Below are 23,978 nucleotides of genomic sequence, written 5' to 3'. Positions count from 1 at the left end.
GAAGCACCGGCACAACACCCAAGTACATCCAGTACGAGGGCGTCGTGCCGGCACTCCCAGCCGGGCGCCCGACGCCGCGCGCTGATCCGACAAGACCGACCGGACAGGACCTAGTCGAGCACGACGCCCGCAGCCCGGTGCTCCACCAGGGCGGTCCGGGCCAGGCCGGGGTACAGCTTCCGGGCCCGGTCCAGGGCCTGGGCGGCCTGCTCGGGGCGGCCGACGGCGAACAGCGCCGCCGCCAGCGAGCACTCGGCACCGGCCACCGAGAGCGGGTCCAGCTGCGCCCGCACGGCCCGCTCGGCCGCCTTCACGGCCGCCTCCCGCTCCCCGCGCAGCCGCAGCAGGTCGGCCCGCACCGGGGCCCGCAGGGCGCGGCCCTCGAACACCGCTTCCGCCGCCGCCAGCCGCGGCAGGTACTCGGCGGGCGGCAGCAGCCCGGCGTCCGCCGCGCACACCAGGGCCTCGGCGCGCGCCACCTCGGCGACCCAGCCCAGGTGGGCGACCGGGGCAGCGGGGGCGACCCGTTCGGCCTGCTCCAGGGCGGCGGCCCACTCGCCGACGGCCAGCAGCGCCCGCACCCGGAACACGCCGCCGTTCAGGGTGCCGTCCTCCGGCTCGGCGGCCAGCGCGGCCACCGCCTCGGCGGCCCGCCCGCCCAGCAGCGCCGGGACGGCCGCCCGCAGCCCCGGGGAGGCGTACGCCTCGGCCAGCGCCGCGGGGGAGGCGGTGGGCAGCCGGAGCACCACCCAGCCCGGGCAGCCCGGGAAACGGGCCTGGCCGACCAGCTCCAGCAGGGGGATCCCCACCGCCATCAGGCCGAACAGCTGCCAGCCGTCCCGGGTCGTCGCCAGCAGCCACCCGCCGAGCGCCGCCGCCGGGACGTACGCGGCCGTCACCGCCGCCCAGGCCCGCGGGCGCGGCACCGGGACGAGCAGGCGCGAGCAGGCCGGCAGCGGCAGCGGCACCGACCGCACCGCCAGCAGCACCCCGCCCACCTTCCGGACCAGCACCATCCGGCCCAGGCCCACCGCGCACACGGTCGGGACCAGGCCGGCCGGGCGGCCGAGCAGGGTCAGGGCGGCCTGGGTCAGCAGGCCGCCGGCCATCGCACCGCCGTAGATCGCGGGCAGCGCGACGTACGCCGGCTGGGGCTCGAACCCGGACAGCAGCAGGCCGGTCATCAGCACGGCGAAGGTTCCGAAGGCGATCAGGAACCGGGTCGTTTTCTTCACCGGCGTAGCTTCCCGATCCCGTGGTGCGTACGGGAAGGACCGAGACGCACTTGTGATCTCCACCGCCCCGCAGCCGCCCGTTTCGGCTCCATTGGGCCCTTCCCCGTACGATGGGAAGAAGCCGAGGCATGTGCCGTGCCCGGTGGGTGGACCGGTGAATGCTGACGCGGGCCGGGCACCGTGACCCACGATTCCGGGAGAATCAGCGCCGCATGCCCACGCGCAACGACATTCGTAACGTCGCCATCGTCGCCCACGTCGACCACGGCAAGACCACCCTGGTCGACGCCATGCTGAAGCAGGCCGGCGCCTTCGCCGCCCACCAGCACCTCGACGACCGGATGATGGACTCGAACGACCTGGAGCGCGAGAAGGGCATCACCATTCTCGCGAAGAACACCGCGGTCAAGTACCACCCCAAGGACGGTGGCGCGCCGATCACCATCAACATCATCGACACCCCCGGCCACGCCGACTTCGGCGGCGAGGTCGAGCGCGGCCTGTCGATGGTGGACGCGGTCGTCCTGCTGGTCGACGCCTCCGAGGGGCCGCTGCCGCAGACCCGCTTCGTGCTGCGCAAGGCGCTCACGGCCCGGCTGCCCGTCATCCTGTGCATCAACAAGACCGACCGTCCGGACGCCCGGATCGACGAGGTCATCAACGAGACCTACGACCTGTTCCTGGACCTGGACGCGGACGAGGACCAGATCGAGTTCCCGATCGTCTACGCCTGCGCCCGCGACGGCGTGGCCTCGCTGACCAAGCCGGAGAACGGCACCGTGCCGGCCGACTCCAGCAACCTGGAGCCGTTCTTCTCCACCATCCTGGAGCACGTCCCGGCCCCGGTCTACGACGAGGACGCCCCGCTGCAGGCGCACGTCACCAACCTGGACGCCGACAACTTCCTCGGCCGCATCGCGCTGCTCCGGGTCGAGCAGGGCGAGCTGCGCAAGGGCCAGACGGTGGCCTGGATCAAGCGCGACGGCTCGATCCAGAACGTCCGGATCTCCGAGCTGCTGATGACCGAGGCGCTCACCCGCAAGCCCGCCGAGGTGGCCGGCCCCGGTGACATCTGCGCCGTCGCGGGCATCGGCGACATCATGATCGGCGAGACCCTCGCCGACCCGGAGAACCCGATCGCGCTGCCGCTGATCACCGTCGACGAGCCCGCGATCTCGATGACCATCGGCACCAACACCTCGCCGCTGGTCGGCAAGGGCGGCTCCGGCAAGGGCGCGGACGCCAAGTCCGGCGCCAAGGTGGACCGCAAGGTGACGGCCCGCCAGGTGAAGGACCGCCTGGACCGCGAGCTGATCGGCAACGTCTCGCTGCGCGTGCTGGAGACCGAGCGCCCGGACGCCTGGGAGGTGCAGGGCCGCGGCGAGCTGGCGCTGGCCATCCTGATCGAGACCATGCGCCGCGAGGGCTTCGAGCTGACCGTCGGCAAGCCGCAGGTCGTCACCCGCGAGATCAACGGCAAGACCCACGAGCCGGTCGAGCGCCTCACCGTGGACGTCCCCGAGGAGCACATGGGCGCCGTCACGCAGCTCATGGGCGTCCGCAAGGGCCGGATGGACAACATGTCCAACCACGGCTCGGGCTGGGTCCGGATGGAGTTCGTGGTGCCCTCCCGCGGCCTGATCGGCTTCCGCACCGAGTTCCTCACCAGCACCCGCGGCACCGGCATCGCGCACTCGATCCACGAGGGCTACGAGCCGTGGTTCGGCACCCTGACCACCCGCAACAACGGCTCCCTGGTCGCCGACCGGGCCGGTGTGGTCACCGCCTTCGCGATGACCAACCTGCAGGAGCGCGGCGTGCTGTTCACCGACCCCGGCACCGAGGTGTACGAGGGCATGATCGTCGGCGAGAACTCCCGCTCCGACGACATGGACGTGAACATCACCAAGGAGAAGAAGCTCACCAACATGCGTTCCTCGAACGCGGACGTGGCGGAGTCCATCGTGCCGCCGCGCAAGCTCTCGCTGGAGCAGTCGCTGGAGTTCTGCCGCGAGGACGAGTGCATCGAGGTGACCCCGGAGACCGTGCGCATCCGCAAGGTCGTCCTGGACGCCAAGGAGCGCGGCCGCACCGCCTCGCGCGCCAAGAAGGGCTGACGCCCGCGGTTCCACCCCGTTCGGCCGACCGGCCGGCGTCCTCGCGGACGTCGGCCGGTCGTGTTTTCGGTGACGTTGCGTCACGGATCGCCGAGGGCGGCGCGTTCGTTAATCGGACGTCACGGATCGTCATCCGTGACAACTGTCCGTTTCGCCCGTGTCTGAGTATGTCTTGAATGTCCATTTCTCGGGATTAACCCCTCGCTCATGTGACCAAATTGAAATCCGGAATGGTCATTTCCGTATCCGTGAGTGACCGATAGTGGGTGCAGTCGAGCTCGGGTCGAGGCTCCTGCGCAGGGGTGCGCGCCAGGCCGCGAGCGATCTGCAACACGATTTCAGGAGGCACACCCATGCGCGGTGCCAGCCAGGCCAAGTGGGTTGTCGCAGCCGTCGCGGTCGCCCTCGCCGCTACCGCTTGCGGCAGCAACGGCGGAAGCTCTTCCGGCAGCTCGAACGGTGGCGGGGCGGTCAACGCCCAGGGGACGTTCAGCTACCAGAGCACCGAGCCGCAGAACCCGCTCCAGCCGGCGAACGCCATGGAGGTCGGTGGCGGTCGCATCATCAAGACCCTGTTCAAGGGCCTGGTGGACTACGACCCCAGCAACGGTGAGCTCCGCAACCAGGTGGCCGACAAGATCGAGACCACCGACGCGCAGAACTACACCGTCACCCTGAAGTCGGGTTGGACCTTCCACGACGGCACCCCGGTGACCGCCAAGTCCTTCGTGGACGCGTGGAACTGGTCGGCCAACACCAAGAACAACCAGATCAACTCCGACTGGTTCTCCGACATCCAGGGCTACGCCGACGTCCACCCGGACGAGGGCGACCCGAAGGCCACGACCATGTCCGGTCTGAAGGTCGTCGACGACACCCACTTCACCATCGCGCTGAACGGCCCGGTCTCGTACTTCGAGTACAAGCTCGGCTACACCGCCTTCTCGCCGCTGCCCGAGGTCTTCTTCACCGACCCGGCGAAGTACGGCCAGTCCCCGATCGGCAACGGCCCCTACAAGTTCGTCTCGTGGGAGCACAACAAGGCCGTCACCGTCGCCGCCTACGACAAGTACGCGGGCGTCGACAAGCCGAAGAACGCCGGCATCGTCTTCAAGAACTACTCGCAGGCCGAGGGCGCCTACAAGGACCTCGTCTCCGACAACCTGGACGTGCTGGACCAGGTCGACCCGAGCGACCTGGCCTCCTACAAGAGCGACCTGGGCGACCGCGCCGTCGACCAGGCCCAGGGCGCCATCCAGTCGATCTCCTTCTCGCTGTACGCGAACGACTGGAAGCCGGCGAACCTGTCGAAGGTCCGCCAGGGCCTGTCGATGGCGATCGACCGCGACACCATCACCAAGACGGTGCTCAACGGCTCCCGCCAGCCCGCCAACTCCTGGGTCGCCCCGGGCGCCATGGGCTACAAGAACGACACCTGCGGCGAGTACTGCACGTACAACCCGGAGAAGGCCAAGCAGCTGATCACCGAGGGCGGCGGCGTCCCCGGCAACAAGATCACCGTGCTGTACAACGCCGACGGCGGCCACAAGGAGTGGGTGGACGCGGTCTGCAACTCCATCCGCCAGGCCACCGGCGTGGAGTGCGTCGGCGACCCGAAGCCGGACTTCAAGTCCTCCCGCGACCTGATCAAGAACAAGAAGGTCGACGGCCTGATGCGCACCGGCTGGGTGCAGGACTACCCGCTGAACGCCAACTACCTGCGCGACGTGTTCGGCACCGGCGCCGCGGCCAACGACGCGGGCTACTCCAGCCCGGAGTTCGACAAGCTGGCCGCCGACGCGGACAAGGCCACCTCGGTGAAGGAGACCGCGGACCTGTACCAGAAGGCCGAGGAGCAGCTGGCCAAGGACATGCCGGCCATCCCGCTCTGGTACTACAAGACCACCGCCGGTTACTCGAACAACGTGCAGAACGTGAAGTACGACTCGTTCGGTGACCCGGTCTTCACCCAGGTCGAGGTCAAGCAGAAGTAACCGGGTCGGCACCGCACGGCTCGAACAGACACGGCCGGTGCCGTGCACCGCCCCACCGGGCGGCCCGGCACCGGCCGTTGTCACGTCCAGAACTCTGACACCGGGACGACAGCCCGTCAGAGCAGTCAATTGGAGGCACGATGGGGCGCTACGTCGCGAGGCGACTGCTCCAGATGATCCCGGTGTTCCTGGGCACGGTCACCATCATCTTCTTCATGACCCGCATGCTGCCCGGTGACCCCGCGGCCGCGATGTGGGGCGACAAGGCCGCCGACCCGGCCCAGCTCGCCGCGTTCAAGCACGACCGGGGACTCGACCTGTCCAAGTGGCAGCAGTACCTCCACTACATGGGGGACCTGTTCACCGGCGACTTCGGCAAGACGCTGAACGGCCGCCCGGTCATCGACGTGATCGGCGAGGCCCTCCCGGTCACCATCCGGCTCGCGCTGCTGGCCTTCGTCTTCGAGCTGGTCGTCGGCATCGGCATCGGCCTGTTCGCCGGCCTGCGCCGCGGCAAGGCGTTCGACAAGGCGACGCTGGTCCTGACCCTGCTGCTGATCTCGATCCCCGTCCCGGTGCTCGGCTTCATCTTCCAGAACGTCTTCGCGATCCAGCTCGGCTGGGTCACCCCGACGGTGCAGAGCTCCACCAACCTGGGCCAGTTGGTCCTGCCCGCCGTCGTGCTGGGCTCGATCTCGCTCGCGTACGTCGCCCGCCTGACCCGGACCTCCATCGCGGAGAACCTGAAGGCCGACTACATGCGCACCGCGGTCGCCAAGGGCCTGCCCAAGCGCAAGGTGATCGGCACCCACCTGCTGCGCAACTCGCTGATCCCGGTGGTGACCTTCCTGGGCACCGACCTGGGCGCCCTGATGGGCGGCGCGATCGTCACCGAGGGCATCTTCAACGTCCAGGGCGTCGGCCACGCGCTGTACCAGGCCATCGGCCGCAACGAGGGTGCGACCGTCTCCGGCTTCGTCGTGGTGCTGGTGCTGGTCTTCCTCTTCGCCAGTCTGCTCGTCGACCTGCTCTACGCGGTCCTGGACCCGAGGATCCGGTATGCCTGACCTGATCGAGAAGAACGCCCCCGCCGGGGACGGCGAGACCCCCGCCGAGCGGGTCGCCGTCGCCGAGGCGAAGGCCGAGAAGCCCCGCAGCCTCGGCCTGGACGCCTGGCACGACCTGCGCAAGCGCCCGGTCTTCATCATCTCCGCGGTGCTGATCGTGCTGCTGGTGCTGTTCGCGATCGCCCCCGGCCTGTTCACCTCGGCCGACCCGCGGGCCGGCGACCTGCGCATCCACTACCTGGGCAAGCCGAACTACCTGCACTTCTTCCAGGGCGACTGGTTCGGCTACGACGGCCAGGGCCGGTCCATCTACGCCCGGATGATCTACGGCGCCCGCGCCTCGGTGGTCGTCGGCATCTGCGTCACCGCGGGCGTCACCGTCCTCGGCGGCCTGCTGGGCATGATCGCCGGCTACTACGGCGGCTGGGTCGACACGATCGTCTCCCGCTTCACCGACATGGTCTTCGGCATCCCGCTGCTGCTGGGCGCGCTGGTCATCCTGAACGCCTTCCAGGTCCGCACGGTCTGGTCGGTGGTCTTCGCGCTGGTCGTCCTCGGCTGGACGCAGATGACCCGCGTGATGCGCGGCTCGGTGATCACCATCAAGCAGGCCGACTACGTGACCGCGGCCAAGGCGCTCGGCGCCGGCACCGGTCGGATCATGTTCAAGCACATCCTGCCGAACGCGATCGCCCCGGTGATCGTGGTCGCGACCATCGCGCTCGGCGGCTACATCGCCACCGAGGCCACGCTGAGCTTCCTCGGCATCGGTCTGCAGGACCCGACCATCTCCTGGGGCATCGACATCGACTCGGCCCGGAAGGTGATCCGCCAGGCACCGTTCGCGCTGTTCTTCCCGGCCGGCATGCTCTCCGTCACCGTGCTGGCGTTCATCATGCTCGGCGACGCGGTGCGCGACGCCCTCGACCCGAAGCTGCGTTGAGAGAGGCGGCCCGCATCATGACCACCGCACTTGAGAAGACCACCGGCGCGAAGGACCGCCCGGCCCCGGGCACCCCGCTGCTCGAAGTCCGCGACCTGCACGTCGAGTTCAAGACCCGGGACGGCGTCGCCAAGGCCGTCAACGGCGTCAACTACTCGGTCGCCGCGGGCGAGACGCTGGCGGTGCTCGGCGAGTCCGGCTCCGGCAAGTCCGTCACCGCGCAGACCATCATGGGCATCCTCGACATGCCGCCCGGCCGGATCACCTCCGGGGAGATCCTGTTCCGCGGCCAGGACATGCTGAAGATGTCGGGCGAGGAGCGCCGGAAGATCCGCGGCCGCAAGATCGCGATGATCTTCCAGGACGCGCTCTCCTCGCTCAACCCGGTGCTCTCCGTCGGCTACCAGCTCGGCGAGATGTTCCGCGTGCACGAGGGCGCCTCCAAGAAGGAGGCCAGGGCCAAGGCGATCGAGCTGATGGACCGGGTCCGCATCCCGGCCGCCGCCCAGCGCGTCGACGACTTCCCGCACCAGTTCTCCGGCGGCATGCGCCAGCGCATCATGATCGCGATGGCGCTGGCCCTGGAGCCGGACCTGATCATCGCGGACGAGCCGACCACCGCCCTGGACGTCACCGTCCAGGCCCAGGTGATGGACCTGCTCGCCGAGCTGCAGGCCGAGTACCACATGGGCCTGATCCTGATCACCCACGACCTCGGCGTGGTCGCCGACGTCGCCGACAAGATCGCCGTCATGTACGCGGGCCGGATCGTCGAGACCGCCCCCGTCCACGAGCTGTACGCCAACCCCGCCCACCCCTACACCGAGGGCCTGCTCCGGTCGATCCCGCGACTGGACCAGAAGGGCGAGGAGCTGTACGCGATCAAGGGCCTGCCGCCCAACCTCTACAAGGTCCCGGCCGGCTGCGCGTTCAACCCGCGCTGCGACGCCGCCACCGACCTGTGCCGCACCGAGAGCCCCGCCCTGCACCAGGTCACCGACCGGGACGGCGCCGAGCTCGCCGGGCGCAAGAGCGCCTGCCACTTCTGGAAGGAGACCCTCCATGGCTGAGCCCATCCTGGAGGTCCGCGACCTGGTCAAGCACTACCCGCTGACCCAGGGCATCCTGTTCAAGAAGCAGGTCGGCGCGGTCAAGGCCGTCGACGGCATCTCCTTCACCCTCCACAAGGGCGAGACGCTCGGCATCGTCGGCGAGTCCGGCTGCGGCAAGTCGACCCTGGCCAAGGTCCTGATGAACCTGGAGCGGGCCACCGCGGGCCAGGTGTTCTACAAGGGGGAGGACATCTCCCGGCTGTCCGGCGCCGCGCTCAAGGCGGTGCGCCGCAACATCCAGATGGTGTTCCAGGACCCGTACACCTCGCTGAACCCGCGGATGACGGTCGGCGACATCATCGGCGAGCCCTTCGAGATCCACCCCGAGGTGGCCCCCAGGGGCGACCGGCGCAAGGCCGTGCAGGACCTGCTGGACGTGGTCGGCCTCAACCCGGAGTACATCAACCGGTACCCGCACCAGTTCTCCGGCGGCCAGCGCCAGCGCATCGGCATCGCCCGCGGCCTGGCCCTGCGGCCCGAGGTGATCATCTGCGACGAGCCGGTCTCCGCGCTGGACGTCTCGGTGCAGGCCCAGGTGATCAACCTGCTGGAGCAGCTGCAGCAGGACTTCGAGCTCTCCTACATGTTCATCGCCCACGACCTCTCGATCGTCCGGCACATCTCCGACCGGGTCGGCGTGATGTACCTCGGCAAGATGGTCGAGATCGGCACCGACCTGGAGATCTACGAGCACGCCACCCACCCGTACACCCAGGCGCTGCTGTCGGCGGTGCCGGTGCCGGACCCGGCCGCGCGCGAGCACCGGGACCGGATCATCCTCTCCGGCGACATCCCCTCCCCGGCCAACCCGCCCTCCGGCTGCCGGTTCCGCACCCGCTGCTGGAAGGCGGAGGAGCGCTGCTCCACCGAGCTCCCGCTGCTGGCCGTCCCCGAGCTGCTGGCCGGTGGCGCCAGGCACGAGTCGGCCTGCCACTTCGCGGCCGAACGGGAGACCGCGACCGCCGCCTGAGGGACGGCGCGGCACTGACGGGCACTCAGGAGGGGTGCCGGGCGACACGCCCGGCACCCCTTCGCCGTACCTCCCCCGTCCGGCCCTACTGCGGTCGCGCCGCAACTGCCCGGCCCTTCTCATGAGGTGAGATGCGTCTCATACACCCCTGAGGAGGAAGCTCCATGCCTACAGGCACCCGCGTGCGCTGGGCCGTTGTCAGTGCGACGTCCGTGGCCCTGGTGGCCACGGGTTGTGGAAGCAGCGGCGGCGGCTCCGGTGGTGGTTCGTCGGACAGCAGCAAGACCTTCACCTACCAGAGCAGCGAGCCGCAGAACCCGCTGCAGCCGGCCAACGCCAACGAGGTCGGTGGCGGACGCATCGTGCAGAACCTCTTCAAGGGCCTGGCCGACTACGACCCGGACAGCGGCAAGCTGCGGATGCAGGTCGCGGAGTCGATCGACACCAGCGACTCGCAGACCTTCAACGTGACGCTGAAGTCGGGGTGGACGTTCCACGACGGGACGCCGGTGACCGCGCAGAGCTTCGTGGACGCCTGGAACTGGGCGGCCAACGTCGGCAACAACCAGATCAACAGCTCCTGGTTCGGCGACATCGAGGGCTACAAGGACGTCCACCCGGAGAGCGGCTCGCCGACCACCGACAAGATGTCCGGCCTGACCGTCCAGGACAGCACGCACTTCACGATCAAGCTGTACAACAAGGTCTCGTACTTCCCGTACAAGCTGGGGTACGTGGCCTTCTCGCCGCTCCCGGAGGGGTTCTTCAAGGACCCGGCGGGCTACGGGCAGAAGCCGGTGGGCAACGGGCCGTACCAGTTCGTCAGCTGGGACCACAACTCGCAGGTGGTCACCAAGACCTTCGCCAACTACCAGGGCGTGGACAAGCCGAAGAACGGCGGCGTCGTCTTCAAGATGTACACCACCTCCGAGGCCGCCTACGCGGACCTGCAGTCGAACAACCTGGACGTGATGGACCAGGTGCCGCCGTCGGCGCTGGCGAACTACAAGAACGACCTGGGCGACCGGGCGATCGACGCCCCGCAGGGCGCGATCCAGAACATCGGCTTCACCCTCTACCAGCCCGAGTGGAAGCCCGCGAACACCGCCAAGGTCCGGCAGGGCCTGTCGATGGCGATCGACCGCGACACCATCACCAAGACGGTGCTGCAGGGCTCGCGCAAGTCCGCCACCGCCTGGGTCGCCGAGGGCGTCGAGGGCTACAAGTCCGGCACCTGCGGGGACTACTGCACGTACAACCCGGACAAGGCGAAGCAGCTGATCCAGGAGGGCGGCGGCGTCCCCGGCAACGCGATCAAGATCACGTACAACGCGGACGGCGGCCACAAGGAGTGGGTGGACGCGGTCTGCAACTCGATCCGGCAGGCCACCGGGGTGAACTGCAGCGGCGACCCGAAGACCGACTTCAAGACCGCCCGCGCGGCGATCACCGGGCACCAGATCAACGGCCTGTTCCGCACCGGCTGGGTGCAGGACTACCCGCTGAACGCCAACTTCCTGGCGGACGTCTACCGCACCGGCGCGGCCTCCAACGACACCGGCTACTCCAGCCCGGAGTTCGACAAGCTCGCCAACGAGGCCGACCAGGCCGCCTCGATCCAGGACACCGCGACCGGCTACCAGAAGGCCGAGGAGCAGCTGGCGCTCGACATGCCGGCCATCCCGCTCTGGTACTACCGGACCAACTCCGGCTACTCGACGAACGTCCAGAACGTCACGTTCGACTCCTTCGGCAACCCGGCCTGGACCCAGGTCGAGGTCAAGGGCTGACCTGCCCGGCACCGGCCCCGTCCTCCCCGTACGGAGGGCGGGGCTCCGGTACTACGTCACCCCTTCGGAGGGAGGGCTCCCATGGGCCACTACGTGCTACGCCGCGTGCTCCAGATGATCCCGGTGTTCTTCGGGGCCACGCTGCTGATCTTCCTGATGGTGTACAGCCTGCCCGGCGACCCGATCGCCGCGATGTTCGGCGACAAGGCCGCCGACCCGGCGCAGGTGGCCAGCCTGCGGCACCAGTACTACCTCGACCAGCCGCTGTGGAAGCAGTACCTGCACTACATGAACAACATCTTCCACCTGGACTTCGGCCAGAGCTTCACCGGCCGCCCGGTCTCCGAGATCATGGCGGACGCCTTCCCGGTCACCATCCGGCTGGCCCTGGTCGCCTTCTTCTTCGAGATCTTCATCGGCCTGCCGCTGGGCCTGATCGCGGGCCTGTACCGCGGCAGCATCGCCGACACCCTGGTGCTGGTGCTGACCCTGATCGTCATCTCGATCCCGGTCTTCGTGCTCGGCTACATCGCGCAGACGATCTTCGCGATCAACCTGGGCTGGGTCACCGCGACCGTCCAGAACTCCAAGGACATCACCCAGTTGATCCTGCCGGGCCTGGTGCTGGCGTCCCTGTCGCTGGCCTACGTCGCCCGGCTCACCCGCACCTCGATCGGCGAGAACCTGCGCGCCGACTACATGCGCACCGCGGTGGCCAAGGGCCTGCCCCGGCGCACCATCATCGGGCGGCACCTGCTGCGCAACTCGCTGATCCCGGTGGTGACCTTCCTGGGCACCGACCTCGGCGCCCTGATGGGCGGCGCGATCGTCACCGAGGGCATCTTCAACATCGCCGGCGTCGGCAACGTCCTCTACAAGGCGATCAACCAGAAGGAAGGCCCGACGGTCGTCGGCATCGTCACCGTGCTGGTGCTGGTGTACCTGGTCGCCAGCCTGGTCGTCGACCTGCTGTACGCCGTCCTGGACCCGAGGATCCGCTATGCCTGAGCGCAACGAGGACATCCCCGACCACAACGACCCGCTGCGCAACATCCAGCCGACCGACAGCGACCACCTGGACTACGTCGGACAACAGGGGCTGGCGGTGGAGCAGGAGACGCTGATCGAGCCCGACCCGGTCAAGCGGGAACAGGCCCGCAGCCTGTGGGGCGACGCCTGGCGGGACCTGCGCAAGCGGCCCACCTTCATCGTCTCGGCGCTGCTGATCCTGCTGCTGCTCGTGATCGCGATCTGGCCCGGCCTGTTCACCAACGCCGACCCGCGGGCCTCCGACCTGACCCAGGACTACCTGCGCAGGCCCGACTACACCGACTTCTTCGGGGCCGGCTGGTTCGGCTACGACGGCCAGGGCCGCTCCATCTACGCCCGGGTGCTGTACGGGGCCCGGGCGTCCATCACGGTCGGCATCTGCGTCACCCTGGCGGTCACCGTGCTGGGCGGCCTGGCCGGGATGGTGGCCGGGTACTTCGGCGGCTGGACCGACTCGGTGATCTCCCGGATCATCGACATCTTCTTCGGCATCCCGCTGCTGCTGGGCGCCCTGGTGCTGCTGAACGCGTTCTCGGTCCGCACCGTCTGGTCGGTGGTGATCGCGCTGGCCTTCCTGGGGTGGACGCAGCTGGCCCGCGTGATGCGCGGCTCGGTGATCACCGTCAAGCAGTCCGACTACGTGGTCGCCGGGCGGGCGCTCGGGGCCGGCACCGGGCGGCTGATGTTCCGGCACATCCTGCCGAACGCGGTGGCCCCGGTGATCGTGGTCGCGACCATCGCGCTCGGCGGCTACATCACCGCGGAGGCCACGCTGAGCTTCCTCGGCATCGGCCTGCAGGACCCGACGATCTCCTGGGGCGTGGACATCTCCTCCGCGCAGAAGGTGATCCGGCAGGCCCCGTTCGCCCTGTTCTTCCCGGCCGCGGCGCTCTCCGTCACCGTGCTGGCCTTCATCATGCTGGGCGACGCGGTGCGCGACGCCCTCGATCCGAAGCTGCGCTGAGCGAGGGGAAAGGCACATGAGCACCGTCGCCGACCAGGCCCGACCGGCCCGCGAGGAACCCTTCACCGGGCCGCTGCTGGACGTGAAGGACCTGCACGTCGAGTTCAAGACCAGGGAGGGCGTCGCCAAGGCCGTCAACGGCGTCAACTACACCGTCAGCGCGGGCGAGACGCTGGCGGTGCTTGGCGAGTCCGGCTCCGGCAAGTCCGTCACCGCGCAGGCCATCATGGGCATCCTCGACATGCCACCGGCCAGCATCCCGCAGGGGGAGATCCTGTTCCGCGGCCGGGACATGCTCAAGATGTCGAAGGACGAGCGCCGGAAGATCCGCGGGCAGAAGATCGCGATGATCTTCCAGGACGCGCTCTCCTCGCTCAACCCGGTGCTCCCCGTCGGCTACCAGCTCGGCGAGATGTACCGCAAGCACCGCGGCGACAGCCGCAAGGAGGCCAAGGCCAAGGCCGTCGAGCTGATGGACCGGGTCCGCATCCCGGCCGCCGAGGAGCGGGTGAACGACTACCCGCACCAGTTCTCCGGCGGCATGCGCCAGCGCATCATGATCGCGATGGCGCTGGCCCTGGAGCCGGACCTGATCATCGCGGACGAGCCGACCACCGCCCTGGACGTCACCGTCCAGGCCCAGGTGATGGACCTGCTGGCGGAACTCCAGGCCGAGTACCACATGGGCCTGATCCTGATCACCCACGACCTCGGCGTGGTCGCCGACGTCGCCGACAAGATCGCCGTCATGTACGCGGGCCGGATCGTCGAGACCGCCCCCGTCCACGAGCTGTACGCCCGGCCCGCCCACCCGTACACCCGGGGGCTGCTGGACTCCATCCCGCGGCTCGACCAGAAGGGCCAGGAGCTCTTCGCGATCAAGGGCCTGCCGCCCAACCTGCTGCGGATCCCGCCCGGCTGCGCGTTCAACCCGCGCTGCCCGCGGGCGCAGGACGTCTGCCGGCAGAAGGTGCCGCCGCTGGAGCAGGTGACCGCGGACGACGGGACGCCGCTGCCCGGACGGCGCAGCGCGTGCTTCTTCTGGAAGGAGACCCTCCGTGACGGTTAACGGAGCCACCCCGCTCGGGGCGACCACCCCCGAGGAGGTCGCGTTCGCCCAGGACGTGCCGCGCGGCGAACCCATCCTGGAGGTGCGCGACCTGTACAAGCACTTCCCGCTGACCAGGGGCGTCCTGTTCAAGAAGCAGGTCGGCGCGGTCAAGGCCGTCGACGGCGTCTCCTTCGACCTGATGCAGGGCGAGACGCTCGGCATCGTCGGCGAGTCCGGCTGCGGCAAGTCGACCCTGGCCAAGGTCCTGATGAACCTGGAACCCGCCACCGCCGGGTCGGTGAAGTACAAGGGCGAGGAGATCTCGCACCTGTCCGGCTCCGCGCTCAAGGCGGTGCGCCGCAACATCCAGATGGTGTTCCAGGACCCGTACACCTCGCTGAACCCGCGGATGACGGTCGGCGACATCATCGGCGAGCCCTTCGAGATCCACCCCGAGGTCGCCCCCAGGGGCGACCGGCGCAAGGCCGTGCAGGACCTGCTGGACGTGGTCGGCCTCAACCCGGAGTACATCAACCGGTACCCGCACCAGTTCTCCGGCGGCCAGCGCCAGCGCATCGGCATCGCCCGCGGCCTGGCGCTCAAGCCGGAGGTGATCATCTGCGACGAGCCGGTCTCCGCGCTGGACGTCTCGGTGCAGGCCCAGGTGATCAACCTGCTGGAACAGTTGCAGGGCGAGTTCAACCTGTCGTACATGTTCATCGCCCACGACCTGTCGATCGTCCGGCACATCTCCGACCGGGTCGGCGTGATGTACCTCGGGCGGATGGTCGAGATCGGCAGCGACCTGGAGATCTACGAGCACGCCACCCACCCGTACACCCAGGCGCTGCTGTCGGCGGTGCCGGTGCCGGACCCGGCCGCGCGCGAGCACCGGGACCGGATCGTGCTGACCGGGGACGTGCCCTCCCCGGCCAACCCGCCCTCCGGGTGCCGGTTCCGGACCAGGTGCTGGAAGGCGCAGGAGAAGTGCGCCGAGGAGGACCCGGCGCTGACCGTGCGGGACTGGCTGGAGGGGCGGGCCCGGCACGACTCGGCCTGCCACTTCGCGGGGGAGCGGGACAACCTGATCTGACCGCCGCCGCGGACGCGGAAGGGCCCCACCGACGGATCGGTGGGGCCCTTCGCGGTGCTGCCGGGGGCTCAGACCTCGGCGCGCTGGGTGGGGACGGCGGCCGGGGCGGCCTCTTCGGGGAAGTGGCAGGCCGTCAGGTGGTTGGCCGCGTTGCCGGACAGCTGGACCAGCGGCGGCTCCTCGGAGGCGCACTTCTCCTGCGCCTTCCAGCAGCGGGTGCGGAACCGGCAGCCGGACGGCGGGTTGAGCGGGGAGGGGACGTCACCGGTCAGCCGGATGCGCTCGCGGTCGTCGTCCGGGTCGGCCTCCGGGACGGCCGACAGCAGGGCGTGGGTGTACGGGTGCCGGGGCGACTCGTACAGCGACTTGCGGTCCGCGATCTCGACGATCTTCCCGAGGTACATCACCGCGACGCGCTGCGAGAAGTGCCGCACCACCGACAGGTCGTGGGCGATGAACAGGAACGCGATGCCCAGCTCGCGCTGCAGCTCCTGGAGCAGGTTGACGACCTGCGCCTGGATCGACACGTCCAGCGCCGAGACCGGCTCGTCCGCGACGATCAGCTTCGGGTTCAGCGACAGCGCCCGGGCCACGCCGATGCGCTGGCGCTGGCCGCCGGAGAACTCGTGCGGGAAGCGGTTGTAGTGCTCCGGGTTGAGGCCGACCGTCTCCAGCAGCTCCTGAACCCGGCGCTGGACGCCGCCCTTCGGGTTGATGCCGTTGATCTCCATCGGCGCGCCGATGATCGAGCCGACGGTGTGCCGGGGGTTCAGCGAGGAGTACGGGTCCTGGAAGATCATCTGGATCTCGGACCGGATCGGCGCCAGCTCCTTGCGGCTGGCGTGCGTGATGTCCTGGCCCGCGTAGCGGATCTCGCCGGCGGTCGGCTCCATCAGCCGGGTCACCAGGCGGCCGGTGGTCGACTTGCCGCAGCCGGACTCGCCGACCAGGCCCACCGACTCGCTCGGGAAGACCTCCAGGTCCACGCCGTCCACCGCGTGCACCGCGCCGACCTGGCGCTTGAACAGGAAGCCGTCCATCACCGGGAAGTGCTTCTTCAGGCCGGTGATCGACAGCAGCGGGTCGCCGGAGCCGACGGCCGGGGTCGCCGGCTTGAGGGTCAGTTCGTTGCTCATGGGAGTGCCTCTCAGCCGAGCCGCGGCTTGATCTGGTCGATGAAGATGTCCTGCCGCTGCGCCTGGTTCAGGTGGCAGGCGGCGGCGTGCCCGGTGGCCGGGGACAGCGGCGGGCGCTCCGAGGTGCAGCCGCCGCCGATCACCTTCTCGCGGTAGTCGCAGCGCGGGTTGAACGGGCAGCCCGACGGCAGGTTGATCAGGCTCGGCGGGGTGCCGCGGACCGGCTTCAGCGGGACGTTCACGTCGCCGGTCAGGCTCGGCATCGAGGACAGCAGGCCCCAGGTGTACGGGTGCTGGGGGGCCTTGAGCACCTCGCGGACGGTGCCGCGCTCCACGGCCCGGCCCGCGTACATCACCATGATGTCCTGCGCGGTCCGGGCGACCACGCCCAGGTCGTGGGTGATCAGGATGATCGCGGTGCCCATCTCCTGCTGGAGGTCCTTCAGCAGGTCGAGGATCTGGGCCTGCACGGTGACGTCCAGCGCCGTGGTCGGCTCGTCCGCGATGACCAGCTTGGGGTCGCAGACCAGCGACATGGCGATCATCGCGCGCTGGCGCATGCCGCCGGAGAACTGGTGCGGGTAGTCGTCGACCCGGCTGGTGGGCTGCGGGATGCCGACCCGGGTCAGCATCTCGATCGCCCGGTCCCGGGCCTCCTTCTTGGAGGCGCCGGTGTGCTTGCGGAAGGTCTCGCCGATCTGCTTGCCGATGGTGTGGAACGGCGACAGCGCGGTCAGCGGGTCCTGGAAGATCATCGACATCTTCTTGCCGCGGAGCTTCTCCAGCTCCTTGTTCGGCGCGCCGACGAGCTCCTGGCCGTCCAGCTTGATCGAGCCGGTGATCTCGGTCCGCTCCGGGTTGTGCAGGCCCAGCACGGCCAGGTTGGTCACCGACTTGCCGGAGCCGGACTCGCCGACGATGCCGAGCGTGGAACCCGGGGCGACGTCGAAGGAGAGGTTGTCCACGGCCCGGACCACGCCGTCCTCGGTGCTGAAGCGGACCGAGAGGTCGCGGACTGAGAGGAACGGCGTGCCGCCGCTGCCGGCGGATGCCTCCTCGGGCTTGGCCTGGGTGGTCATGGACTGGGCTCCTCGGTGCGGTACGTGAGGTCGGGACTGCTGGTCGGCCGGGGTGTGGCCGTCAGGCCAGGCGGATGCGCGGGTCGATCAGGGCGTAGGCGGCGTCGACGATGATGTTGAAGAAGACGATCAGGGTGGCGGCCACGATGGTGACGCCGACCAGCAGCGACAGGTCGGAGTCGCGGAACGAGTGGATCGCCAGCTCGCCCAGGCCCTGGAGGCCGAACGTCGTCTCGGTGATGATGGCGCCGCCGAGCAGCACGCCCAGGTCGATGCCGAAGACGGTGACGATGGTGCCCATCGCGCCGCGCCAGGCGTAGCGCATGAAGACCGAGGTGCCGGACATGCCCTTGGCCCGGGCGGTCCGCACGTAGTCCTCGGACAGCTGCTCGACCATCGAGGAACGGGTCATGCGGGTGTAGTTCGCGGTCCAGATCAGCGACAGCACGATCCAGGGCAGCAGCAGGCCGCCGGCCCAGCCGAGCGGGTCCTGGGTGAACGGGACGTAGGTCGGCAGCTTCAGCAGGTCGGTGCTGTAGCACAGCGCCCAGAGCGCGAGCGGGCCGGCCACGTAGATCTGGAGCGAGGAGGCGACCAGCGACAGCGAGCTGGCGATCTTGTCGGCGGGCTTGCCCTGCTTGCGGGCGGCCAGCATGCCGGTGCCGATGCCGAAGATCAGGAAGATGACGGCGGAGCCGACGGTCAGCGAGAGGGTGGTCGGGAAGCGGTCCGCGAGGATGCCGCCGACCAGCTCCTTCTTGGCGAAGGAGTAGCCGAAGCACGGGGCGCTGCAGTGCACGTCGCCGAAGTTGCCACCGGTGAAGATGGTGCTCAGCCAGTTCCAGTACTGGACCGGCCAAGAGTGGTCGAAGCCCATCTCGTGCCTGATCAGGGCGAGGTTCTCGTCCGAGCAGACCTTGCCGCAGTAGAGCCGAGCCGGATCCGCCGGGATCGCGAAGAACAGCGCATACGTGACCATCGAGACGATCAACAGGATGACGAGAGCGCCGAGGGTTCGGCGGACGAGGAATCGGAGCATCGGACGGGGCTCTCCTGATCGGGGCGGGACACCAGCAGATCGTGCCGGTGCCCCGCCGTGAGCTACTGCTCGGTGACGACTACTACTTGACGTAGATGTTGAGCGGGGACTGCAGACCCATCAGCGAGTCGAACTTGACGCCGCCGAGGCCCGAGCCGTACAGGCTCAGCGAGCGCTGGTAGACGTCCGGGATCGAGACGGCCTTGTCCTGCAGCTTCTTGTCGATCGCGGCCCACGCCTTGCCCTGCTCGATCGGGTCGGCGATCTTCACGGCGGCCTTCATCGCCGCGTTGATCTCCGGGTCGTCCAGGTGCGCGTAGTTGGAGGCGCCGTCGGCGATGGCGGCACCGTCCCAGACCGGCTGCAGCGAGGTGTAACCGGTCGGCCAGTCGGCGCCCCAGCCGCCCCAGTACAGGTCGTACTCGTTGTTGATCTGGCCGATCGCGTCGTAGTAGGTCTTCGAGTCGAGCGGCTTCGGGACGAACTTGAAGCCGGCCTTCTCCAGCGCGTCGCGGATCGCCTCGGTGACCTTCTGCTGCAGCGGGGTGTTGTTGTACGCGTAGACGATGGTGGTGCCCACCGCGTTCGCCTCGGTCAGCAGCGCCTTGGCGGCGTCCGGGTCGCCCTGCGGCTTCTTGAGGATGCCGTAGGCGTCGTAGGACTCGTAGCCCAGGACGGTCGGGCTCATGTACGAGGTGGCGTAGTCACCGTAGGAGGTGCCGCCCTGCAGCTGGCGGGTCTGCTGGTGCGGGAACGCCTTGACCAGCGCCTCGCGGACCTTCTGGTCCTTGATGCGGGTGTTGTTGATGTAGTAGTAGTCGACGTACGGCGTCAGGCCCTCGAGGGTGCGGGACTTGAGCTTCTCGTCGGCCTTCACCTGGTCCACGTAGGACGGGTAGACCGTGTTGTGGAAGGTGAAGGTGTTCTTGTCGTCGCCGTTGTCGGCCATGAAGCGCTCGGTCGACTGCTGCGCCTGGACACCGAAGGTCATGTGCCACTTGTCCGGGTAGGCGTTCCGGATCGGGTCGGTGGCCGGGTCCCAGTTGGGGTTGCGCTCCAGGTCCAGCGAGCGGTCGGTGACGTGCTCGGTGATCTGGTACGGGCCCGAGGAGAACGGCTTCTTGTCGTACTCCTCCTTGGTGTCGTGGTCCTTCGGGACGATGCCGTAACCGGTCATCGCCAGAGTGAAGTTGGCGTCCGGGTGGACGTCCGCGAAGGTGATGACCACGGTCTTGTCGTCCGGGGTCTGGACGGCGTCCAGGTGCTTGCCGCCGAAGGGGCCCTCGTACGCCTCGCGGTACTTGTCGCCCGAGATCCAGGTCTGGATGTAGGTCGGGCCGGACTTGATGAACGTCGCGTAGGTGCGCTCGATCGAGTACTTGACGTCGGCGGAGGTGATCGGCGAGCCGTCCTGCCACTTCACGCCGTCCTTCAGCGTGAACTTCCAGGTCTTGCCGCCGTCGGTGGTGGAGCCGGTGTCGGTGGCGAGGTCGCCGACCAGCTTCTGGGTGCCGTCGGGGCCGGCCTTGTAGCCCGTCAGCTGACGGGTGAACAGCAGCGAGACCTCGCTGTTGTAGTTCATGTAGATCTGGGCCGGGTCGAGGTGCGAGAAGTCGTCGCGGTCGATCATGTTGACCGTGCCGCCCTTCTTCGCACCCGGCTCCGCGACGGCCGGGCCCTTCGAGTCCTCGGCGGTGCCGACCGAGATCGAGGTGGCCTTGACCGGGGCCTTGGAGGCGCCCGCGCCGCCCTTGCTGCCGTCGCTGTTGCTGTGGCCGCTGGAGCACGCCGTGGTGACGGCCAGGGCCCCGGCCACGAGAATGGCGGCCGCGAGCCGCGTCTTGCGAGAGCTCATCTTCATCCTGCCTGGGATAGTTGTGCGGAAATCTTCGTGGTGTGCCCGGGGCCTGGCATTCCGGTCCCCCCGGAGTCTTGAGGGCCTGTCAGCGGTTGGTCTTCGGGTCGAACGCGTCCCGGACGGAGTCGCCGAGCAGGTTGAAGGCCAGAACGAACACCACCATGGCGATGCCCGGGAAGAGCAGGAAGGTGACGTCGGTCCGGAGGTAGTTCGCGGCGTCGGCGATCATGCGGCCCCAGTCCGGGACCGGCTCGGAGACGCCCACGCCGAGGTACGACAGGCCCGCCTCGGCGGTGACGAAGGCCGGCAGCGCGAGGGTGGACTGCACCAGGATCGGGGTCCACAGGTTGGGCAGGATCTCCTTGAAGATGATCCGCGCGGGGGAGGCGCCGGTGACCTTGGCGGCCTCGATGAACTCGCGCTCGCGCAGCGACAGCGACACGCCGCGCAGGATGCGGGCCAGGCCCATCCAGCCGAGCAGCGACAGCACGATGGTGACCGCCACGAACGGCAGCCACTCCGGCACCGCCTCGTCCTTGCTGACCAGCAGGCTGGTGACCACCGGCATGCAGGCGATCAGGAAGATCTGCGACGGGAACGACATCAGGACGTCGATGACCCGGCCGATGAAGTAGTCGGTCTTGCCGCCGAGGTAGCCGGCCGCGATGCCGAGCGCGACGCCGATCACGGTGGTCAGCACCGAGGTGGCGACCGCGATGATCAGCGAGGTGCGGATGCCGTAGATCAGCAGGGTCAGCACGTCGCGGCCGAGGCCGGGCTCCAGGCCGAACCAGAAGTCGCCGCTCATGCCGCCGTTGGGCCCGGTGGGCAGGCCGGAGTCGGTCAGCAGGCTGACGTCGTCCTGGCCGTAGTGGGTCTCCGGGTTCTTGCCGTAGAGCATGGAGATGAGCGGGGCGAAGACCGCCACCGCGACGAAGAGCAGCACCACGCACGCGCTCACCACGCCGGTGCGGTCACGGAGGAAGCGGCGCCACATCAGCTTCCCGGGGGAGAGGCCGCGGAAGCCCGGATCGCCGGGCGCGTCGGTCGTGGCGTTGTCCGCGAGGTCCGACGTCGACCCGGGACGGGAGGTGTTCCCGTCCGTCGTGGCCCCAGTAGGCGTCGTCATGGTGCTAAAGCTCCCGACCGTGGTCCGTGCAGAAGCAAGGAGTAAGAACTTGGATGAATGGACTCTTGCAAGTCGTTTATCGAACGTCAAGAGTTCCTCAGTTGTCGACGGCCCATTTCCTCCTTCGTGCTGGAATGTCAACCACTTTGTAGTTCTCGGACTCTTGACACCGGTCGGGCGAGACGGTCAAAACGGGACAAACCTGATGAAGTGGCGTTCACATGTCCGTAACGATGCACCGTCAGCTCCGGTATCAGGACGGCGAGTTCGGGAGGGCGGTCAGATGACGCGCGTAGAGCGGATGTCCGTTTTGGTGCTATTCACCGCAATTGGTGGGTGCAATTGAGTGTCCGATAATCGGACACTGGTGTTTTCGGGCGTGCGGGGGCTAATTCATGGGTAGTGGTCCCCCAATTCGGGCGGCGCGCGGGGCGCCGCCCGGCTGGCATTTTCTCGCCATTGGCGAGTCCTCGCCGCAGCGTTACCGCTGCGGTTGTTACTTCACGAAGCCGATGTTCTCGTACACGACATCGCCGAGCCCGGCGGCGCCGATGTTGGCGAGTTCCTTGCGCACCCCGTAGATGGCCGGGCGCTGGTACAGCGGGACGAGCCCGGCGACCTGCCAGGCCTCCGCGTCGGCACGGTTGAGCGCGGTGGTCTCCTCGTCGACGGTGTCGGCCTTGGCGGCGTCCGCCATCGCCCTGTCCAGCGCCTTGCTGCCGACCTGGGCCCAGTTGGAGCCGGAGTCCTGCTGGAAGGTGCTGATCGAGTTGGAGACCGGGAAGGGCGTGCCGAGCAGGGAGAAGGAGGTCAGGTCGAAGTCGTGCTTGTAGACGTAGCCGTCGAAGTACTCGCCGGCCGGCACGGTCTTGACCTGGACGGTCACCCCGACCGCGGCGAGCATCCGGGTGACCTCCTCGCTCTCGTTCTGCGCCAGGTTGTTCGCGGCCGGTGCCACGTAGCGCAGCACCAGCTCCTTGCCGTCCTTGCTGCGGACGCCGTTCGGGCCCGGCTTCCAGCCCAGCGCGTCCAGGGAGGCCTTCGCGGCGTTCGGGTCGAAGCGGCTCAGGCCGTTCGAGTTGTCCTGGTAGCCGTGCTGGGAGGGCACCAGGAAGTGGTTGTTCATCGGCACGTACGGCCAGTCCAGGCCGGCCAGGTCGGTGCGGGTGATCTCGGCCCGGTCGATCGCCTGGATCAGCGCCTGCCGCAGCCGGGCGTCCTCCAGCAGCGGGCTCCTGCCGTTGAGCACCAGGTGCCGCAGGTTGGGGCCGCCGGCCTTGCGGACCTCGCCGCCCGGGGTGGACCGGATCAGCCGGTAGCCCTCGGTGTTGGGGCCGTTGTTGTAGAAGTCCACCTCGCCCTTGGCGAAGGCCTGCGGCATCGCGCCGGTGTCGTACGCCTTGAAGACGATCCGGTCCAGCAGCGGCTTGTCGCCCCACCAGTCCGGGTCGGCGACCACGGTGACGGTGCGGGCCCCGGCATCAAGCGACTCCAGCTTGAAGGGGCCCGCGGTGACCGGGACGCGGTTCTTGAAGGAGGTGTTGAACAGCTCGGGGGAGGAGACGTACTTCGCGGGCAGCAGCGGGGCGTTGCCGGCGTTGTTGAACATCGCCTGCCACTCCGAGTACGGCTCCTTGAAGGTCATCACGGCCTGGAAGTCGTCCTGGCCGCGGACCACGCTCTCCACCTGGTCGAAGCCGTTGGTGGTGGCGGTCTTGTAGGCCGGGTCCTGCCCGTTCAGCGCCTGCCAGTCGGCCTGCAGGTCGCGCCAGGTGATCGGGGTGCCGTCGGACCAGTGGGCCTTCGGGTTGAGCGTCCACACCACGACCTGCCTGCCCTGCTGCTGCTCGCTCCTCGCGTCGAGCAGGAAGGCCGGGTTGGGGGTCTGCACGCCGCCCGCGTCGGAGCGCCAGAAGGTCGGCAGCAGCGACTTGACCACGTCGTTGGTGGACGCCTCGGAGCCGTCCGCCTGGACCGGGTTCCACTGGGTGGAGTACTGGTCGATCGCCCAGACCAGGGTGCCGCCCCGGCGCAGGGCGTCGCGCGGCCGGGCGTTCATCTCCTGCTGGGTCATCCGCGGCGCGTCCCCGCCGCCCGCCGCCGCTGCCCCCGCCCGGGCCGGGCCGCCGTCGGCGGATCCCGCGGTGGAGCTGCAGGAGCACAGCGCGACGGACAGCGCCGCCACCGTGGCGGTCAGGGAGAGCGGGAGGAAGCGGGGTCTCGGCACGCGGCACATCTTGCGTACCGGTGAACCGACTTGTCGACCGGCGGCGGATCAAGGATTGGTAACGCGACGTGGCCGCGCGGTTGCGGCGTCCGGTTCGTCCCGTTCCGTGACGCCATTGGCGAGG

18 protein-coding genes are annotated in these 23,978 nt (G+C 68.8%); 11 read left to right on the top strand and 7 right to left on the bottom strand.

What is annotated here, in order from left to right:
* Positions 1-110 precede the first annotated feature (110 nt).
* Positions 111-1,235: a hypothetical protein gene (locus ACFY00_RS08470; protein ID WP_388028576.1), complete on the bottom strand. Its 1,125-nt coding sequence runs from the start codon at positions 1,233-1,235 to the stop codon at positions 111-113.
* 212 nt (positions 1,236-1,447) lie between these two features.
* On the opposite strand from ACFY00_RS08470, the gene typA reads away from it, so the two are divergent.
* The 11 genes from typA to ACFY00_RS08415 all read left to right on the top strand — a co-directional run bounded on the left by typA (position 1,448) and on the right by ACFY00_RS08415 (position 15,386).
* On the top strand, positions 1,448-3,352 hold the full coding sequence (gene typA / locus ACFY00_RS08465) for a translational GTPase TypA (protein WP_388028574.1): 1,905 nt from the start codon (positions 1,448-1,450) through the stop codon (positions 3,350-3,352).
* Between the two features lie 353 nt (positions 3,353-3,705).
* Complete coding sequence (locus ACFY00_RS08460) at positions 3,706-5,346, top strand: ABC transporter substrate-binding protein (protein ID WP_388028571.1); 1,641 nt, start codon at positions 3,706-3,708, stop codon at positions 5,344-5,346.
* A gap of 140 nt (positions 5,347-5,486) precedes the next feature.
* Positions 5,487-6,413 carry an ABC transporter permease gene (locus ACFY00_RS08455; protein WP_388028569.1) on the top strand — a complete coding sequence of 309 codons (927 nt, stop codon included), beginning with the start codon at positions 5,487-5,489 and terminating at the stop codon, positions 6,411-6,413.
* Positions 6,406-7,356: an ABC transporter permease gene (locus ACFY00_RS08450; protein WP_388028567.1), complete on the top strand. Its 951-nt coding sequence runs from the start codon at positions 6,406-6,408 to the stop codon at positions 7,354-7,356. Before ACFY00_RS08455 ends, ACFY00_RS08450 begins: the two co-directional genes overlap by 8 nt.
* A 17-nt stretch (positions 7,357-7,373) precedes the next feature.
* Positions 7,374-8,426, top strand: a complete 1,053-nt coding sequence (locus tag ACFY00_RS08445; protein WP_388028565.1) for an ABC transporter ATP-binding protein — start codon at positions 7,374-7,376, stop codon at positions 8,424-8,426.
* Positions 8,419-9,438, top strand: a complete 1,020-nt coding sequence (locus ACFY00_RS08440) for an ABC transporter ATP-binding protein (RefSeq protein WP_388028563.1) — start codon at positions 8,419-8,421, stop codon at positions 9,436-9,438. Before ACFY00_RS08445 ends, ACFY00_RS08440 begins: the two co-directional genes overlap by 8 nt.
* Before the next feature lie 164 nt (positions 9,439-9,602).
* Entirely contained in the window at positions 9,603-11,228 is a 1,626-nt protein-coding gene (locus ACFY00_RS08435) for an ABC transporter substrate-binding protein (RefSeq protein WP_388028560.1), read from the top strand.
* A gap of 81 nt (positions 11,229-11,309) precedes the next feature.
* Positions 11,310-12,236, top strand: a complete 927-nt coding sequence (locus ACFY00_RS08430; RefSeq protein WP_388028558.1) for an ABC transporter permease — start codon at positions 11,310-11,312, stop codon at positions 12,234-12,236.
* The gene (locus ACFY00_RS08425; RefSeq protein WP_388028555.1) at positions 12,229-13,242 is read left to right on the top strand and encodes an ABC transporter permease; all 1,014 of its coding nucleotides are present in this window, start codon (positions 12,229-12,231) and stop codon (positions 13,240-13,242) included. Before ACFY00_RS08430 ends, ACFY00_RS08425 begins: the two co-directional genes overlap by 8 nt.
* Before the next feature lie 16 nt (positions 13,243-13,258).
* Positions 13,259-14,311: an ABC transporter ATP-binding protein gene (locus ACFY00_RS08420; RefSeq protein WP_388028553.1), complete on the top strand. Its 1,053-nt coding sequence runs from the start codon at positions 13,259-13,261 to the stop codon at positions 14,309-14,311.
* A 55-nt stretch (positions 14,312-14,366) separates the two neighbouring features.
* Positions 14,367-15,386 carry an ABC transporter ATP-binding protein gene (locus tag ACFY00_RS08415; protein ID WP_388028635.1) on the top strand — a complete coding sequence of 340 codons (1,020 nt, stop codon included), beginning with the start codon at positions 14,367-14,369 and terminating at the stop codon, positions 15,384-15,386.
* A gap of 68 nt (positions 15,387-15,454) precedes the next feature.
* Here ACFY00_RS08415 and ACFY00_RS08410 read toward each other — a convergent pair whose 3' ends face one another.
* The 6 genes from ACFY00_RS08410 to ACFY00_RS08385 all read right to left on the bottom strand — a co-directional run bounded on the left by ACFY00_RS08410 (position 15,455) and on the right by ACFY00_RS08385 (position 23,854).
* On the bottom strand, positions 15,455-16,522 hold the full coding sequence (locus ACFY00_RS08410; protein WP_388028551.1) for an ABC transporter ATP-binding protein: 1,068 nt from the start codon (positions 16,520-16,522) through the stop codon (positions 15,455-15,457).
* A gap of 11 nt (positions 16,523-16,533) precedes the next feature.
* Positions 16,534-17,601, bottom strand: a complete 1,068-nt coding sequence (locus tag ACFY00_RS08405; protein WP_388028549.1) for an ABC transporter ATP-binding protein — start codon at positions 17,599-17,601, stop codon at positions 16,534-16,536.
* 61 nt (positions 17,602-17,662) lie between these two features.
* Positions 17,663-18,640 (bottom strand): ABC transporter permease, encoded by a 978-nt coding sequence (locus ACFY00_RS08400; RefSeq protein ID WP_388028548.1) that lies wholly within the window; start codon positions 18,638-18,640, stop codon positions 17,663-17,665.
* An 82-nt stretch (positions 18,641-18,722) separates the two neighbouring features.
* Positions 18,723-20,495, bottom strand: coding sequence for an ABC transporter substrate-binding protein (locus ACFY00_RS08395; RefSeq protein WP_388028545.1), 1,773 nt, complete (start codon positions 20,493-20,495; stop codon positions 18,723-18,725).
* An 88-nt stretch (positions 20,496-20,583) separates the two neighbouring features.
* Positions 20,584-21,627, bottom strand: coding sequence for an ABC transporter permease (locus ACFY00_RS08390; protein ID WP_388028544.1), 1,044 nt, complete (start codon positions 21,625-21,627; stop codon positions 20,584-20,586).
* Positions 21,628-22,123: 496 nt separating this feature from the next.
* Positions 22,124-23,854 carry an ABC transporter family substrate-binding protein gene (locus ACFY00_RS08385; RefSeq protein WP_388028541.1) on the bottom strand — a complete coding sequence of 577 codons (1,731 nt, stop codon included), beginning with the start codon at positions 23,852-23,854 and terminating at the stop codon, positions 22,124-22,126.
* Positions 23,855-23,978 lie beyond the last annotated feature (124 nt).

Source organism: Kitasatospora sp. NPDC001540 (assembly GCF_042894345.1).
Classification (GTDB): Bacteria; Actinomycetota; Actinomycetes; order Streptomycetales; family Streptomycetaceae; genus Kitasatospora; species Kitasatospora phosalacinea_C.
This window is presented reverse-complemented; position numbering and strand designations above follow the sequence as displayed.